The sequence below is a fragment of the Salibacterium sp. K-3 genome (genome assembly GCF_054052005.1).
Map to the genome: position 1 here is coordinate 379,265 of NZ_JBSVZE010000003.1, position 15,856 is coordinate 395,120.

A 15,856-nucleotide genomic window follows, 5' to 3' on the forward strand; every position below is an offset into this window, starting at 1 on the left:
TCTGTATTATTGTGATTGGCAGGATTCCCTTACAATCAACTCCGGGTCAATAAAGAACGGCGGCATTTCTTTTTTACCGTCAATTAAATCATTCAGCATGTGGGCTCCCAGTTTCCCGAGCCTTTCTTTGTCCTGCCTGATCGTTGTGAGCTGCGGGGTGCTGTACCGGCAGGCTTCAATATCATCACAACCGATCAGGCATATATCATCCGGAACGCGCAGGCCGTGTTCCCGCACTGCTTTCATCGCGCCGAAGGCCATTAAATCAGAAGCGGCAAAAACGGCTCCCGGGCGTTCAGGTGCAGCCAGAATACGGCGCATAGCATCATAGCCGCTTTCTTCGAAATAATCTCCGTATTCCATCCATTCCGGCACAGTAGAAAGACTGAAATGATTCATCGCCTGTTCAAAACCCTGTTTCCTGATTTTTGCTACAGCGGACTCCGGAGGACCGCCAATATAGGCAATATCGCGGTAGGAATTGACATATAAATGTTCCACCACTCTGGCTGATAATTTCTCATTATCTGTAATCACATAACTTGACCGGGGTCCTTCGAGTTCAAAATCAACTCCGATACACGGGATGTCGCTTTGGACAAGCTCATATACGGCTTCTTCTATGTCATCCCCGGCTATAATAAGGCATCCATCCACCTGAAAATGGCGGCATCTGGCGAGATAGCTCCCGTTATCCTGTTTAAAATTCTCGTTGGAAAACATGACAATGTCATATCCCATTAAACCTACTGCTTTTTTAAAAGAAGAAACGACTTCATTAAAAAACGGATGCGTAAAATCTACATTTATTTTGCCTGCGTAAATAAGCCCGATTAAATTTGATTTTTTCGTCGCGAGAGATTTTGCCGAGAACGTCGGCTGATACCCGGTGTTTTCAATCACATCAAGTACTTTCTGCCGTGTTTTCTCCCCGACATTGTCATAGTTGTTGATAATCTTTGAGACTGTTCCAGGAGAAACTTCTGCCATTTTTGCGATATCTTTGATTGTTAAATTCATCTATTATCCCATCCGTTTACTTATAAAAATCTGGTAGCTGCTTCTCATATCCAGTATAACTGATTTATCGTCGTTACTTCACAGCTCCTTCCGCAATGCTTGATATGAACAGCCGGTTAAAAAGTAAAAACACAATGATCAACGGCACCGTGGACCAGAACACTCCGGACATCACCATTCCAAAATCAATATTGGTGGTGGAATTGAGCGACGCCAATGCTACCTGTATCGTGTAGGAGTCCGGGCTTCGAAGCACCGTAAACTGCCACAGAAACTCTCCCCATACCATCGTGAAAACAATGATGCCAAGCGTCGCAAAGGCGGGAAGAATAATCGGAAGCACCACTGAACGGTAAATTCTGAAATTGGAACAGCCGTCCAGTTTCGCGGCTTCAATCAATTCATCCGGGACCGATTGGTTAATATACTGTCTCATTAGAAAAATTCCCAATGGATTCAGAAAGAATATAATCATCGCACCAAACAGGGTATCAAGCAGCCCGAATTCTGAAATCAGAAAATACTGCGGTATTAACCCCAATTGCGGTGGAATAACCATGGTCAGCAGAATTGCAACAAAAAGTGCATTCCGCCCCGGAAAACGGAACTTGGAAAAAGCAAAACCGGCAAGGGAGCTGATAAACAGCACCGCGGCCGTTGCAGAGAGACACAGGATCAGTGTATTGAACATCGACTGAAAAAAAGGAATTTTGTCGATCATATTCTGAAAGTTTACGACTAATTTGTCTCCCGGCAGAAGTACCGGTGGAATCGCGTTATAGGCCGCACTGGGCCTGGTCGCCATGACAAACATCCAGTAAAACGGAAATAAGGCCAGCAGAGACGCCAGAATCATCAGCGTATAGACTGCTGCTTTTTTTATCGAAAATTTCTTCTCCCCCGCGTTATTCATGTCCTTTTCCTCCTTTTCCGGCCAATCCCGGAAGAAAGATACGTATTGATGCCGGCCATCACGATGATTAAAATCAACAGAATCACAGCCGTAGCTGAAGCTGTCCCGAACGATTGCAGATTAAAAGCATCTCTGTACAGATACATCACCACGGTCATGGCTTCATCCCTGGAAAAGGCATTGGACCCCAGAAATACTGTAGGCTCTGCGAAAAGCTGAAGGGCACCCACCGTGGAAAAAAACACGGTTAATATAATAAACGGCTTCAGCAAGGGTACGGTAATAAAACGGAGCTGCTGCGGTTTTGACGCACCGTCAATCGTTGCTGCTTCATACAGCTCATTCGGGATACTCTGAAGGCCTGCTAAATAAATAATCGTATTGTACCCGACCCATCTCCAGAAAACCATAAGGGAAATCGCGATCTTCGTCCCCCACTCCGATGTTTTCCAATTGACAGGATCCATTCCAAACAGACCAAGAACATAGTTTGCAAGCGCTGTCTCATTGCTGCTGAAAAACACACTGAAAATCAGGGCAACTGCTACCAGTGACGTGATATACGGCATAAATATGGTCACACGGAAGAAGTGTTTAAAGCGGAGCATTGCCAGATTAAGCAGAAAGGCTAAAATGATTCCGACAATAATCTGCGGCGCTGTCCCCATAACCCCAATAACAATCGTGTTATAAACCGATTTCCAGAACAATGGATCTGTTAAAACAATTTCAAAGTTATGGAGACCGGCAAAGGTCATCGGGCTGAATCCGTCCCAGCTCTGAAAAGCCAGATATAAGCTGAACAAGGCTGGATAAAGGCCAATGATGGCAAATATGATAAAAAAGGGAGAAATGTAGAGATAAGCACTGATTTTATCTTTCGTCTTTTCCGAGAGGCCGCGGGCGTTTCTCCTTGTTTTTTTATATGATGCACGCATGCACTCATCCCCTGCTTCCTGAAATATACTGCATTTGTCTGGAAGAATTTTTAGGATACGGCCGCTGCAGGCAGCCGCTTTATAATCCTATCTTTCGAGCAGTCCTTTAATACGGGTAACAGCGGCGTCCCATTCCTCTTCAGGGTCCGCTCCGTCCTGCACATTCTCCAGCGCCGTAAGAATTTCATTATTCACACTTACATAATCCGGGCCTTTGTAAACAGCCGGAATATCTTCTGCCGCTTTCGCAAAAACCTGAGCTGTGCTCTGCCCGCCGAAGTATTCATCCGTTGTTTCTTTAAATGCTTCTTTCTCATATGTTTCCGGAGTGGAAGGGAATAACCCTGCGTCACTTAAGAACGACTCCAGCTGATTATCAGGAGAAATCAACCATTCTGCGAACGCATAAGCTTCCTCTTTATTTTCCGTTTCACCCGGCATGCCGATATAGGAACCTCCCCAGTTTCCCGCGAATTCTTCAGGCAGCGTCACCACTCTCCATTTGCCTGCAGAGTCCGGGGCATTATCACTCATCCAGCCTTTTAACCAGGCAGCTCCCATCTCAACGGCAAACTCACTGTCGTTCACAGCGTTCGTCCACTCCGGGCTCCACATGGTATAATTACCGACAATCCCTGCATCGTTCATCTTTACTGCGAGGTTATAAGCATCCTTTACTTTATTGTCTTCGTTTTCAATCAATAGATTGCCGTCTTCGTCAAAATAACTCTGTTCCAGACCGTCCATTTTTGCCCGGTAGGCCATCTCCATGCTGTCCACCATCGGCTTCCCTGTGTTTTCTTTAATTTCCCGGCCGACTTCAATAAACTCCTCTTGTGATGTGATCATACTGGAAACTTCTTCGGGGTCCGTCGGAAGTCCGGCTTCTTCAAATACCTCGGTATTGTAATACATTCCTTTAGGACCTATATCCGTCGGCAGTCCGAAAAGAAAGTCTCCTTCCGCGTTTTCCCCTATTTCCCATTTCCAGTCCAAATACTGATCCTGAATATCACCGGCGCCCATGTCATACAGATTTGTAAATCGATTCTGCGCCTGTTTAAAACGATCAATCTGATCCACCTCCAGCATGGCAAGATCCGGTGCACCGTTTCCTGCTGACAATGCTGTGAACAGGGCATCATGGTGATCAGCATTTTCGGAGACTTTCACATTGATGGAAACCCCTGGATTTTCTTCCTCGTATTCTGCCGCCAGATCTTCATAATTGGTAGCCCCAAACACCCAGAAATCAAGTTCAACCTGCTCGGACCCATTGCCGCTGTCGCTCTTGCCGGAATCCTGCCCATTGTCGACCGATGATGCCTCGTCTTCACCGCCGCAAGCCGCAATCAGAGAAACTCCCGCAGCAGCAGCACAAGATAACCACCATTTTTTCATGTTTCTTCCCCCTTCATTTTAGTAAGAAAATCCCTGTTCCAGAGCACTTCACAAGATTTCCGAACCTTAAAGAAACCGGTTTCTTTAAACTCTAAAAAAATAGTCCGGAAATTCACCGGGAAGAGCTGTTCGCTTTATTTGAAAGCGAATACATTTTCATATTATAGAACTTTCTGTATGATTTTTCAAGGGAACATACAAAATAAATAAACCGGTTTCTTCGACACAAAAGACAGAGCCGCCCCAAAACAATGAGCAGCCCTATGTTCATCAATCAGGATTTTTCATGATAATTTTTATAACCGGACTTGCCTTCCCGTTTCGCTTCATACATCGCACGATCGGCCTCAATCAGAAGCTGTTCGCTCGTTCCGGGCGGTTCTCCGCTTTTTGTAATTCCAATGCTGCAGGAAAGCTCCAGATCTGCCGTTTCATACCTGTAAGGTTCCCGCATCTTTTCGATAAACTGCCGGGCGAACATTTCCGGCTGTTTCCCCCCTGGTGTTTCCGGCAGAATGACAGCGAACTCATCGCCGCCCAATCTAGCGGCTGAGGCTTTTTCCGGAAGCACAGAAGAAAGAATAGAGCCTGCGTGACAGATGACTTCATCTCCGACGTGATGGCCAAAGGTATCATTAATCTGTTTAAAATTATCGAGATCCATTAGAATCAGGGACAGATACTGTCCGCCTGCCAGCATGGACTCAAGCTTCTGCTGAAAATAACGCCGGTTGTACAGACCCGTCATACTGTCATGATAGGCGAGATATGTCACTTCCCGCTCATTGTTTTTGGCAGCGGTGATATCCTGAATCATGACATACTGCATTAACTTATTGTCCAGCTGGATAAACTGGGAGTCGAGCACGAGGTGGATTTCGCCGCCGGTCGTTTCCTGAAACAAAGACAATTCATAATTGCGCAGTCCCCGGCTTTCTTCTGTAGCCGAACGCCACCTCTCCCGGAATTCAAAAAACACTTCCCTGGGAAGGTATGTTTTCAATGATTCATGCAGCAGTTCTTGTTTTTCCCTCTGAAACAAATACTCTGCCTGTTTGTTTACATCTTTCAGCTGAAGGTATTCATTGATAAGTATAATCGCAATCGGCGACTCTTCAAATAAAATTTCATATCGTTTCTCAAAAGCCGGCAGAAAATCGTGCTTTCTGATGACAAGAATTAAGGCGGCAATCAAAAAGAGATCAGCATAAATGAACATCAGCGGCAGCTGCTGAAACCAATCCATCATACGGCTGATATATCCGAACAGAATGATCCATACAAAAAACAGTGTAAAACCGGCTTGAAGATAGTGGAGCGAGTAGTTTCCCTTCCTAGGTTTTTCCCGGTATTTTCGAAGAATGACAAAAATATAGCCGCTGTAACTGAGAAAAAAAGCACCAAACACATAGATGAGCGGCCCGAATTCAATATAGTGAACATATGTATAATGATAAACCGATTGAATCAACGCATGATCGAGCGGAAATAACGGAATTAACAATAGAAATGGAACGTAGATCCCCCACCGCTTCCACATGTCCATGAGGGAAAGAGAAGGGTTTGCCAGAATACGAAACCATTCTACCATGATACAGGTTTTCACCACATATAACGGAAATTCCACAAACACGATAATGTCCCGGACAGCATGATCCGGAACAACGCCTTTCAGGCAGTAGATAACGAATAACAGTGAAATGCTTAACAGAAGCAGTGATGTTGCTTTGTGAAATGGACTGTTCTTATTTTTCAGAAATGTTTCCACAGCAAAATAAAAAATGAGGCCGGCCAATAGAAAGTAAAGGATGACTAGTTCCGTCATTATAGTGAAGAGTCCTCCCTGCTAAATACGTACATATTCTTTTTTACAGTTTACCAACTATAGTACCAGATTCCTATCCTCTTTCACGGAAAAGATGCTTCCTTTTCTTTCCTGAAGGCATGTTATAATGATGGGAAGAACTTGTAAAAGGAGAGAATAGAGTGGCTGTAGAGGAACATAAAAAACGTGCACCGGAACAGGTAAGATGCATGGTTATAACCGTTTCGGATACGAGAACGGCGTCAGAGGATAAGAGCGGAAAGCAAATAGAGGAACTGCTCGAGGGAGAAGGACATGTGGTGAATGGACGGGAGATTATCACAGATGACTACCACCGCATCCAGTCGCTGCTTCACAAAGCCTGCCGGGATACTGCCGTGGACGCTGTTCTGATCAACGGGGGCACGGGGATGGCAAAACGGGACACTACCTGCGAAGCAGTACGGGATCGGCTTGATAAAGAAATGCCGGGTTTCGGAGAACTGTTCCGCTATCTAAGTTATACCGAAGATATAGGTACTGCAGCGATGTTAAGCCGCGCGGCTGCAGGCGTCTATCAGGATACCGCCGTTTTTTCCATGCCGGGTTCCTCCGGTGCTGTCCGCCTGGCCATGAACCGGCTGATTCTGCCGGAACTGGCCCACGTCGTCCGCGAAATCCGGAAAGATCTCTGAGTCTGAACAACGGATCTGGACTCTTGTGCACCAAAAATGTCTATAACATAAAGATAGTAGACAAGTTGTTTATCTCTCGGGTTGTTCCTGTCTCTTATTCTATCTTTCTGGACAGAATCCGCTGTCCCCGGTTATTTTTGTCCATAAACTCAGTTTTATGGACACTTTTGGCACAAAGACATTATGCCTTCGGCCAGGCGCGGCGTTCGGCATATTCCATACACATTTTACAGACCGGCACTTTCTTTCCGCTGGAAGGAGCAATATACCTGCGCGGCTTGTATCCGCGGATTTTTTTCTTACAGATGCCGCACGTTTTCCCGAATAACATAGGATCTTCTCCTTTCCTACCTTTTCTTTGATACCTATCATAGTATATTTGTCCACTATTTTTAACTATAACGCTCGCACCCTCTCTTATGACGTAAAGTAAATGTTACCTTCGTAATCAAATTGCAACATTTTATACCTAAGCCCCATTTTATATAGTAAAATGAAGACAGTTATGTTTTACGGGGGTTAGTTGATGTTATTCGTTCAAAAAACGCAAAAGCTTCATTTTATAAAAGGGTTGATTCTCGCGCTCTGCTTCAGCTTTTTTATACAGGCAGCACAGCAGGGAAATGCTGAACAGGCAGAAGAAAGCCCTCCGGCATTAGTTATACATAATATTCCATGGGGACCCCCATCTTTTCATCCGATACTGGAGTCCCGGCCTTCGCTTTCAGGGCAAAGCAGCGGATTGATCTTTTACATCTCTTCCTCCGGCGGGATTCACACAGCGGAAAATCCGGGAAAAAAGGATCCGCTTCCGTTCATTCACGTCATCTTTGAACAGCAGGAAATGTCTCTGGACGAGCAGACAATCTGGCTGCAGCACATTGTCCGGGTGCTCCGGGACGACTATCATATCCACCGCGTAAACCTGGCCGGAACCTCTCCGGGCAACACTCCATAATCGTAAAAGCCTGAAGGCATTTCTATAGCCTTCAGGCTTTTTTATATCAAATTGCAAATTTTCGCCGTACAAATATTAAACATCGAAACCCCTTACATTAATGAACAGATCGTTATAATATAAAAGCACGCCAAAGACAATGTTCAAAATTGCAAATTTCAAGTTTGCAGAAAAAGGAGGGCTGACGGTGGTACTGGATAAAAGAAGAATATCTCTGCTGCATTATCTCTATCATCAAAATAAGCATATAGAGATGGAACAACTCAAGAAACAGTTCGGGGTATCACAGCGGACGATCTATTATGATATCGATCAGATCAATGGCTGGCTCGAACAAGAGCAGCTGGATCCGGTTCAGAAACCTTACGGAAAAGGATTCTTTCTGACCAGGCAGACCGTGAACGCCCTTCCTGAAAAATTGACTCTCCAGAATGAGTGGGATTACCGGTTTTCTCCGGAAGAACGTATCCGGCTGACAACCCTGGTCTTATTAACACAACGAAAACCGGCTTCCCTGCAGGTTTTAAAAGACAATGTCCAGGTCAGCCGCGGGACCATTTTCCGCGACCTGCAAAAAATAAACGAAAATATGGAGTCACAGGGGTTAACCCTGGTTCATGAAAAGGCGGGCTATACCGTACAGGGAAAAGAAAAGGAAAAAAGACAAATGATCAGCGATACCATAAGTTCCCTGCTTGCCGAAAATAATAATGACCAAATGAAAAAGAAACTGAACAGCCTGCTCCAGCCTGCTTCCTATACCGAGGAAACAAACCTGCTTTCCATGATACAGGATGAAATTGCAGCAATGGAGGAATCATTGGATGTCTCTTTTACAGAAGATGTGTTTCAGCTTCTGGCCCTTCAGATAATGATTGCGATCCAGAGAAAATCCGATGACCTGTCCCTTGCCATGGATGAGGAAGAAAAAAAGATCCTGCATAACACCCATGCCTTTGCAGCAGCCCGGCAGTTAAACAATAACCTCCACCGGCACGGATATCATTATCTTCCCGAACAGGAGGTTTACCAGTTAACCATCCAGATACTCGGGTCCAGGGTTCATTACGATCCCAGAACCGGCTCAAACTTACAGGCGATGGAACAATTAAAGATGGTTATCAAAAAAATTGTAGATGATTTCCAGGTAACAGCCTGCATCATTTTTGAAGAAAGACAGCAGCTCGAAGATAACTTGTTTGTTCACTTGAAACCGACTTATTTCCGGCTGAAATACGACCTCCCTTTAAACCATCATTACTATAAAGATATTCAAGCTCACTATCCCGACATCTATGATTTGACAAGACGTTCTCTTTCGCACCTGGAATCTTTTGTCGGAAAGACCATCCCCAACGAGGAAATTGCCTACATTGCCATGCATTTCGGCGGGTGGCTGCGAAGGGAAAATCAGACGTCGGTAAAAAAATACCGCGGCATCGTTGTCTGTGAAAACGGGATAGCTGCTTCCGGAATGGTACGGGCACAGATAGAATCTCTTCTTCCGGAAATCATGATTACGGATACGCTGTCCATACGGGAATACAATAACCAGCCTGAGGAAGTGGATATTGTATTTTCCACGTCGTTTATTAAACAGAAGCAGACACCCATCATCTATCTGCCGACCATCTTGAATGATAAAGATAGAGAATCCGTCGTATACCGCACACAGAAGTTTCTCAAACCGGGTGTCTCCGGCTCTCATCATATCGAAAGTCTAATGAACCTCATTGATCATCATGCCGAGATTCAAGATAAAGAAACACTGCAGAAAAAACTTGAGGAGTTTTTATCTAGTAACCATTCAATCAAGAAGGAGACATACAAACCTATGTTAGATGAATTATTAACCAGGCAGACCATTCGGTTTGAGCAGGAGGCACGGGACTGGGAGCATGCAGTAAGACTTGCTTCAGCACCGCTGCTGGAGATGGGGGACATTCAGCAGGACTATGTAGAAGCGATGGTGCAGAATATCCGCGAACACGGTCCTTATGTTGTTATAGCTCCCAATATCGCACTGCCTCACGCCAGACCGGAAGAGGGGGTGGATAAACTCGGCATGAGCCTGCTCCATTTGCGAAAACCGGTTCCTTTTTCCGACCAGGAAAAGCATCAGGCCTTTCTGATTATTGTGCTAGCCGCCGTCGACAATGAAACGCATTTACAGGCATTATCGCAGCTGACGGAAATGCTTTCTGAGGCCGGTAATACAGAGCAGCTCCTACAGGCAGAGAAAGCGGACGACATACTGGAACTCGTACAGCAGTATTCACTACAAGGAGGAGAATAGTATGAAAAAGATTTTAGTAGTTTGTGGTAACGGGCTGGGAAGTTCAATGATGGTGGAAATGAATGTGAACAGTCTGCTCAAAGACATGAATGTGGAAGCCGATGTCTCCCATACCGATTTAACAACCGCAAAAACAGAACACGCCGACCTTTTTATCGGGTCGGAGGATATCCTCGGAACACTTGATGATGGCAGCCGAAATATTGCCCTTTTGAACAACCTGCTCGATAAAGAGGAGCTCCGTCGTGCACTGGAAGAGAAGCTGTAACTTTTGCCGTAAAAGTATAAAGGGGGATGCAATATGGTAGATTTATTAATGAATGACATACTGGGTACACCCGCAATTTTAGTAGGATTATTCGCTTTAATCGGTCTTCTCGTGCAGAGAAAGATGTTTTCCGATATCATATCCGGCTCCTTAAAAACCATCCTCGGCTTCGTTATTTTGGGTGCGGGCGCCGGAGTGATCCAGGATTCACTCGGTCAATTCAGCAGTATGTTCAATCATGCCTTTAACGTAGACGGCGTTATTCCGAACAATGAAGCGATTGTGGCCGTTGCTCAGGATTCATTTGGAACGGAAACAGCAATGATTATGTTGTTCGGCATGATCGTAAACATTATATTAGCCCGGGTAACACCTTTTAAATTTATCTTTTTAACTGGTCATCATATTATGTTTATGGCTTGTTTAATTGCCGTAATCCTGACAACAGCCGATATGTCCGGTATTCCTATGATATTACTCGGAGCTGTCATTCTTGGATCATTGATGGTTCTATTCCCGGCACTGCTGCAGCCTTATACACGGGAAATTACACAGTCTGATGATTTTGCCGTTGGCCATTTTGGCTCGATAGGTTATTTTACAGCAGGATTTATCGGAAAACGGGTAGGAAATAAATCCAATTCCACAGAGGAAATCAATGTACCGAAATCACTCGGATTTCTTCGCGATACATCTGTTTCCGTTTCGTTAACCATGGTGATTTTGTTCGTTGTGGTCGGAGGGTTTGCCGGAGGTTCTTTTATTGAAAACGAGTTGAGCGGAGGTCAGAATTTTCTGGTTTTTTCCTTCATGCAGGGTATCACTTTCGCTGCCGGCGTTTACATCATTCTCGCAGGTGTGCGCATGATTCTTGGCGAAATTGTGCCTGCCTTTAAAGGCATTGCCGATAAAATCGTACCTAACGCAAAACCAGCTCTGGACGCTCCCACTGTCTTTCCATTTGCCAACAATGCTGTCATTCTCGGCTTTATCGTCAGTTTCATTGCCGGCCTGATCAGCATGTTCCTGCTTCCGATTTTCAGTTTAGCTGTCATTGTTCCGGGTCTTGTGCCCCATTTCTTCACAGGAGCTGCTGCCGGGGTATTCGGCAACGCAACCGGCGGAAGGCTGGGAGCCATCACAGGCGCAGCAGCCAACGGGGTCATGATCAGTTTCCTGCCGGCCTTGCTGCTTCCTGTGCTTGGCACCCTCGGCTTTGAAAGTACAACCTTTGGTGATGCTGATTTCGGAGTCGTTGGAATTATCCTTGGGAATATAAGTAATATCATATCCTCGAACCTCTTATTTTCGATCATTGTCCTGCTGCTTCTTGCCATCTGCTTTGCTGTCGGATGGAAATCCTACAAAAATCAAGAGTCAGAAGCTTCTTGACTGCAGTAGAGGACACTATTCTGCTTCGCAGGCGCTGTAATGGTGCCTGAAACGGCTGTAGAGACCATTGCCATCAGCCTATGAAGAGCTGGAGGGTGTAAAACAGGATATAGAGGACAGTACCCAGGATATTTTCTTTCCTGCTGGTATCAACGTAACATTTTTCATCCATTCAGAATCCCCCGTCCCAACGAGCAGGACGGGGGATTCTATGGATAGCGTCATTATCTTGTCTGCAGTGCTTCTCCGGAAAAATCCGGGACGAGTCCTTCGTCGGCGGCGCGCTCCAGAAAGGAACGGACGGCAGCCCAGCCGTCCCGGCCGAGGTCTCTTGTGAACTCATTGACATAGAGATCGATATGCTGCTGCGCGACATCGGGGACCATTTCCTGGGAATGCTGCATTACGTATTCCCTTGAGTCCTCCGGATGTGCCCAGGCATGGTCAATCGATTCCCGGATCCACTGCTCCACTTTCTCGTAGTCAACGGAGCGGCGGGCGATAATCGCGCCGAGCGGAATCGGCAGACCGGTGTCGGCTTCCCACCATTCACCGAGATCCTGAAGCATGGAAAGACCGTAGGTATGATACGTAAAACGGGCTTCATGGATGACCAGTCCGGCATCTACTTCCCCGCGCTGAACGGCCGGCATGATGTCATCAAACGGCATGATACGGATGCTCCCAACTTCGCCATCGAGATTCTGTGCCGTCCAGAGACGGAAAAGCAGATAGGCGGTTGATCGGTCGCTCGGCACCGCTACGGTCCGTCCTTCCAGAAACCCCGGTTCTTTTTCGTCTTCTTTCGTTAAAACGAGCGGACCGCATCCTCTGCCAAGGGCTCCGCCGCACGACAACAGGCGGTAGTCATCAAGTACCCATGGGAGTGCCGCGTAGGAAATTTTCATGATTTCCGGCCCTTCCTTATTCGCTGCCCAGTAGTTGGTCCGATCGATATCCGCATACGTCACTTCCACCGGCGGTGCGTCGGGAATTTTTCCGTGAACAAGCGCGTGGAATGTAAATGTATCATTCGGACATGATGAAAATGCGATCTTCATTTTAAAAAACCTCCCGTAAAATTGGACTAAATTGTTCGAGCGCCGTCAGCGCTCCGGCAATATCCCAGTTTTCGCGGTCTCTTGGACCGACGGCATTAGATACAGCGCGGACTTCAAAAGCGGGGATGTTTTTTTTACGTGCAGCGGCTGCCACTCCGTATCCTTCCATCGCTTCCGCTTTTGCACCTGGAAAGCGGCTGAGAAGCGCTTGCGCCGTTGAATTGGTGCCGGTAGCGGTCATCGTTGTCAAAATACCACCGGTGCAGGCATTTATACCGGCATCCTCCGCTTTTTTTTGCAGCTGTTCCACTTTGTCACTCTCACAGATGTACCGGGATACACCAATGTCGAGATCTTCCATAGAAAGGTACCCAGTCTGTGATTCCGCCCCGGCTTCCGCTGCAATCATTTCATCTGCGATGATAATGGAACCGGTAACCTCAGAGGTATGAAACGCTCCGGCTATTCCTGTATTGATAACAGCCTTATAGCTTTCAGCAGTCAGCGCATACGCGGTACTGACTGCTGTTTCCACCATTCCGGCTCCGCCCACCTTCACTTCAAAGCGGGGGTCGTTTCCCAGTCCTTTATGTATGGCTTCCTTTTCTTTTTCCACCGCTGTGACAATCAGAATTTTTTTTTCTTCCACGATGTGAACTCCTTTGCTGCTGTTGGACTATCCTCTATCCTATCACGGAATTCTCCTGCCTGTCCTGCCGTATAAAAAGAGCGCAGGCTGAAGAGAACTTTTTCCCGGAGTCCTTCTGAAAAAACAGACGTAAAAATAGAAGACCCTCACATTCGTGAGAGCCTTCTTTACTTTTCCGGTATGGAAATGGTGTTTCCTGGTTTTGTCCATGCTGCCTCTTCTTTTTCACTTGGCAGCTGCCAGTCTGCGTAGCACTGTTTCAGCAATTCCTCCAGACCTTCCACATAGCGGAGCCGTGTTTCCGGATTATACTTCACCTTTTCTTCCGCAAAGAACAATGCTTCCGGAACGGATTCGTGCAGAGCCTGAATGGCATGAAGATGGCTCATGGCCGCTTCCGGACCGCACAGAGTTTCAGTTTTCTGCTGCTGGACCGCTTCCATACAATGGTGAAGCTTAACATTCCGCTCCTTCTCGGGATCACCATACTGCACCTGGGTTCCGTCGGAAAATGCAGCGGTAAGCTGTTCCCCTTTAACGTAGGTGAGCACGGCATGTTCAAACTCATACTGGTAGACCGGGCCGAGCTCTTCTGTGACCGCATGCGAAGCGAAAAAGTAAACCTCTGTACCGGCTTCCGTTCTGCCTTTCAGGGCGCACGTATCAAACGTCTCGATATCATTGGCCCGGTACAGCTCCGCTGTCAGTTCTTTTAACGGAGCACTCCGTTCCGGGCGGGAACCGAGAATATAAAACATGTTATGCAGAAAATGCGACGCTGCATTATTGGCAACACTGTCGAAAATCGGCGTCTTGTCGGACGCGTATTTTTTTCCGGCCCAGGACGCCCGTTCGTAGTAATTTTCAGTGCGGGGCCACAAGACGAGCGTTTTCATGCGGAGTGCCTTCCCGAACACACCCGCTGCCGCGTCCTGTTTTACTCTTTGAATGACGCTGCTGAAGGACCAGTCAAACCCGACGGCTACGAATCGGTTTTTTTCCCGCTTCAGCTCCATAATCTTTTCTGTGTCTTCCAGCGAAGGGGTCATCGGCTTTTCGCACAACACATTACTCCCATTCTCCAGGGCACAGATCGTCTGCGCGGTATGAAAATGAATCGGTGTGGATATAACCGCGAGATCCGCTTCAAGATTGTCATAAAAAGCTTCCATCGAAGAAAATACCGGAATGCCCGCTTCCTTAATTTGTGTATAATAATCGCTGTTCTCCGGAGATACATCCACCACTCCCCGTATCCGGTCAAACTTGGAATGCTCCCACAGTTCCTTCAGATAAGTATTACCGTAACCGCCGATGCCGACGAGCACGATCGAAACGGATTGTTCCATAAGCTCCTCCTCTTTCTTATTCCACCCGGACCGCCTTTTCCTGGGCGGTCAGACATAACTCCGCCGCCTTAAAGGCATGAGCCTGCGTCATCGCTCGTTCGGTATGTTCCAGACAATCAAGAATCAGATCATGATAGAAGGGACAGCCGACCTTTCCTCTGAGGGAATAATGCCGTTCCCCCTGCTGATTGACGAGAAACAGATGATCTCCTTCTTCTTCTTTTGTCACATTGAGATTTTTACGCAGTTCAATATATCCTTCCGTACCGAGAATAATCGTACGGCCGTCCCCCCAGGAACGAAGTCCGTCCGGCGTCAGCCAGTCGACCCGGAAGTAATTCCCCGCACCGTTATCGGCTGTGAGGGTGGCATCCCCGAAGTCTTCCAGTTCCGGATAGGCTTTGTTGGCGTAATTTGCAACCTTGCCTGCCTGCACCTCGGCATCACGCGCCCCTGCAAATGTCAGAAACTGTTCGATCTGATGGCTTCCGATATCACACAGAATCCCGCCGTACTGTTCTTTTTTGAAAAACCATTCCGGTCGGGACGGTGCATTCAGGCGGTGAGGTCCGGTGCCGATCACCTGCACCACCCTGCCGATGGCGCCTTTATCAATGATCTGCCCGGCAAAAACAGCGCTTTCCACGGCGACACGCTCACTGTAATTCACCGCCCATTTCAGACCGGTTTCTTCTGTTTTTCTTCTGGCCCGCTCCAGCTGCTCCATCGTTGTAAACGGGGCCTTGGCTGTAAAGAAGTGCTTCCCGGCGTCCTGCACCTCCAGTCCCAGATCTCCGCGTTCTGATGTGACCGGCGCTGCCGCTACAAGCTGCACGTCCTCATCCTCCAAAATCTCTTTTCTGGAGGAGGCAGCCCTCGCGTGCGGGAATTTTTCCTGAAACGCTTTCACTTTATCCGGATCCGGGTCATATACCCATTTCACTTCTGCGCCGGCTTCTTCAAGTTTTCTGCACATATTGTTAATATGACCGTGTTCCAGGCCCACCGCTGCTATCCGGAATTCCCCGGGGCCGACTGCCGGTTCCGGTTTCGGGGCGGGCTCAAAATCAAGCGTGTTGGAATTGTTCATACCCGATCTCTCCTTCTTTCCT

Annotated in this window: 15 protein-coding genes; 5 read left to right on the top strand and 10 right to left on the bottom strand. The window is 47.0% G+C overall.

The annotated features are described in order from the left end of the window. Positions 1-6 precede the first annotated feature (6 nt). The 5 genes from ACW9JV_RS17365 to ACW9JV_RS17385 form a co-directional block, all read right to left on the bottom strand. Entirely contained in the window at positions 7-1,020 is a 1,014-nt protein-coding gene (locus tag ACW9JV_RS17365; RefSeq protein ID WP_457336766.1) for a LacI family DNA-binding transcriptional regulator, read from the bottom strand. Positions 1,021-1,093: 73 nt separating this feature from the next. Next, positions 1,094-1,933, bottom strand: coding sequence for a carbohydrate ABC transporter permease (locus tag ACW9JV_RS17370; RefSeq protein ID WP_457336768.1), 840 nt, complete (start codon positions 1,931-1,933; stop codon positions 1,094-1,096). Continuing rightward, positions 1,930-2,871 (bottom strand): carbohydrate ABC transporter permease, encoded by a 942-nt coding sequence (locus ACW9JV_RS17375; protein WP_457336770.1) that lies wholly within the window; start codon positions 2,869-2,871, stop codon positions 1,930-1,932. Before ACW9JV_RS17375 ends, ACW9JV_RS17370 begins: the two co-directional genes overlap by 4 nt. A gap of 87 nt (positions 2,872-2,958) precedes the next feature. Further along, positions 2,959-4,272, bottom strand: coding sequence for an ABC transporter substrate-binding protein (locus tag ACW9JV_RS17380; protein WP_457336772.1), 1,314 nt, complete (start codon positions 4,270-4,272; stop codon positions 2,959-2,961). A 274-nt stretch (positions 4,273-4,546) separates the two neighbouring features. Next, positions 4,547-6,097: a diguanylate cyclase domain-containing protein gene (locus ACW9JV_RS17385; RefSeq protein WP_457336774.1), complete on the bottom strand. Its 1,551-nt coding sequence runs from the start codon at positions 6,095-6,097 to the stop codon at positions 4,547-4,549. Positions 6,098-6,258: 161 nt separating this feature from the next. Between ACW9JV_RS17385 and ACW9JV_RS17390 the strand changes: the two genes are divergently transcribed. Further along, on the top strand, positions 6,259-6,771 hold the full coding sequence (locus tag ACW9JV_RS17390; RefSeq protein ID WP_457336776.1) for a MogA/MoaB family molybdenum cofactor biosynthesis protein: 513 nt from the start codon (positions 6,259-6,261) through the stop codon (positions 6,769-6,771). Positions 6,772-6,952: 181 nt separating this feature from the next. On the opposite strand, the gene ACW9JV_RS17395 is transcribed toward ACW9JV_RS17390, so the two are convergent. After that, positions 6,953-7,102 (bottom strand): hypothetical protein, encoded by a 150-nt coding sequence (locus ACW9JV_RS17395; RefSeq protein ID WP_457336778.1) that lies wholly within the window; start codon positions 7,100-7,102, stop codon positions 6,953-6,955. 195 nt (positions 7,103-7,297) lie between these two features. On the opposite strand from ACW9JV_RS17395, the gene ACW9JV_RS17400 reads away from it, so the two are divergent. From ACW9JV_RS17400 to ACW9JV_RS17415, 4 genes are all read left to right on the top strand, one after another. After that, positions 7,298-7,729: an alpha/beta hydrolase gene (locus tag ACW9JV_RS17400; RefSeq protein ID WP_457336780.1), complete on the top strand. Its 432-nt coding sequence runs from the start codon at positions 7,298-7,300 to the stop codon at positions 7,727-7,729. Between the two features lie 187 nt (positions 7,730-7,916). Then, entirely contained in the window at positions 7,917-10,025 is a 2,109-nt protein-coding gene (locus ACW9JV_RS17405) for a BglG family transcription antiterminator (RefSeq protein ID WP_457336782.1), read from the top strand. A 1-nt stretch (position 10,026) separates the two neighbouring features. Then, positions 10,027-10,293: a PTS sugar transporter subunit IIB gene (locus ACW9JV_RS17410; protein ID WP_457336785.1), complete on the top strand. Its 267-nt coding sequence runs from the start codon at positions 10,027-10,029 to the stop codon at positions 10,291-10,293. A gap of 33 nt (positions 10,294-10,326) precedes the next feature. After that, complete coding sequence (locus ACW9JV_RS17415) at positions 10,327-11,685, top strand: PTS ascorbate transporter subunit IIC (RefSeq protein ID WP_457336787.1); 1,359 nt, start codon at positions 10,327-10,329, stop codon at positions 11,683-11,685. Positions 11,686-11,909: 224 nt separating this feature from the next. Here the strand turns inward: ACW9JV_RS17415 and ACW9JV_RS17420 are convergent, their stop codons facing one another. The 4 genes from ACW9JV_RS17420 to ACW9JV_RS17435 form a co-directional block, all read right to left on the bottom strand. Beyond that, positions 11,910-12,746 (bottom strand): 1,4-dihydroxy-6-naphthoate synthase, encoded by an 837-nt coding sequence (locus tag ACW9JV_RS17420; protein WP_457336789.1) that lies wholly within the window; start codon positions 12,744-12,746, stop codon positions 11,910-11,912. 1 nt (position 12,747) lies between these two features. Then, positions 12,748-13,395 carry a futalosine hydrolase gene (locus ACW9JV_RS17425; protein ID WP_457336791.1) on the bottom strand — a complete coding sequence of 216 codons (648 nt, stop codon included), beginning with the start codon at positions 13,393-13,395 and terminating at the stop codon, positions 12,748-12,750. Positions 13,396-13,562: 167 nt separating this feature from the next. Next, entirely contained in the window at positions 13,563-14,744 is a 1,182-nt protein-coding gene (locus ACW9JV_RS17430) for a Gfo/Idh/MocA family protein (protein ID WP_457336793.1), read from the bottom strand. 16 nt (positions 14,745-14,760) lie between these two features. Then, positions 14,761-15,834, bottom strand: a complete 1,074-nt coding sequence (locus ACW9JV_RS17435; protein ID WP_457336796.1) for a Gfo/Idh/MocA family protein — start codon at positions 15,832-15,834, stop codon at positions 14,761-14,763. Positions 15,835-15,856: the final 22 nt, after the last annotated feature.

Bases quoted from the DNA above. Each gene is read 5' to 3' on its own strand.
- ACW9JV_RS17420 (WP_457336789.1), bottom strand. From the start codon at position 12,746: ATGAAGATCGCATTTTCATCATGTCCGAATGATACATTTACATTCCAC.
- ACW9JV_RS17385 (WP_457336774.1), bottom strand. From the start codon at position 6,097: ATGACGGAACTAGTCATCCTTTACTTTCTATTGGCCGGCCTCATTTTT.
- ACW9JV_RS17430 (WP_457336793.1), bottom strand. From the start codon at position 14,744: ATGGAACAATCCGTTTCGATCGTGCTCGTCGGCATCGGCGGTTACGGT.
- ACW9JV_RS17365 (WP_457336766.1), bottom strand. From the start codon at position 1,020: ATGAATTTAACAATCAAAGATATCGCAAAAATGGCAGAAGTTTCTCCT.
- ACW9JV_RS17410 (WP_457336785.1), top strand. From the start codon at position 10,027: ATGAAAAAGATTTTAGTAGTTTGTGGTAACGGGCTGGGAAGTTCAATG.
- ACW9JV_RS17395 (WP_457336778.1), bottom strand. From the start codon at position 7,102: ATGTTATTCGGGAAAACGTGCGGCATCTGTAAGAAAAAAATCCGCGGA.
- ACW9JV_RS17435 (WP_457336796.1), bottom strand. From the start codon at position 15,834: ATGAACAATTCCAACACGCTTGATTTTGAGCCCGCCCCGAAACCGGAA.
- ACW9JV_RS17415 (WP_457336787.1), top strand. From the start codon at position 10,327: ATGGTAGATTTATTAATGAATGACATACTGGGTACACCCGCAATTTTA.
- ACW9JV_RS17400 (WP_457336780.1), top strand. From the start codon at position 7,298: ATGTTATTCGTTCAAAAAACGCAAAAGCTTCATTTTATAAAAGGGTTG.
- ACW9JV_RS17375 (WP_457336770.1), bottom strand. From the start codon at position 2,871: ATGCGTGCATCATATAAAAAAACAAGGAGAAACGCCCGCGGCCTCTCG.
- ACW9JV_RS17370 (WP_457336768.1), bottom strand. From the start codon at position 1,933: ATGAATAACGCGGGGGAGAAGAAATTTTCGATAAAAAAAGCAGCAGTC.
- ACW9JV_RS17380 (WP_457336772.1), bottom strand. From the start codon at position 4,272: ATGAAAAAATGGTGGTTATCTTGTGCTGCTGCTGCGGGAGTTTCTCTG.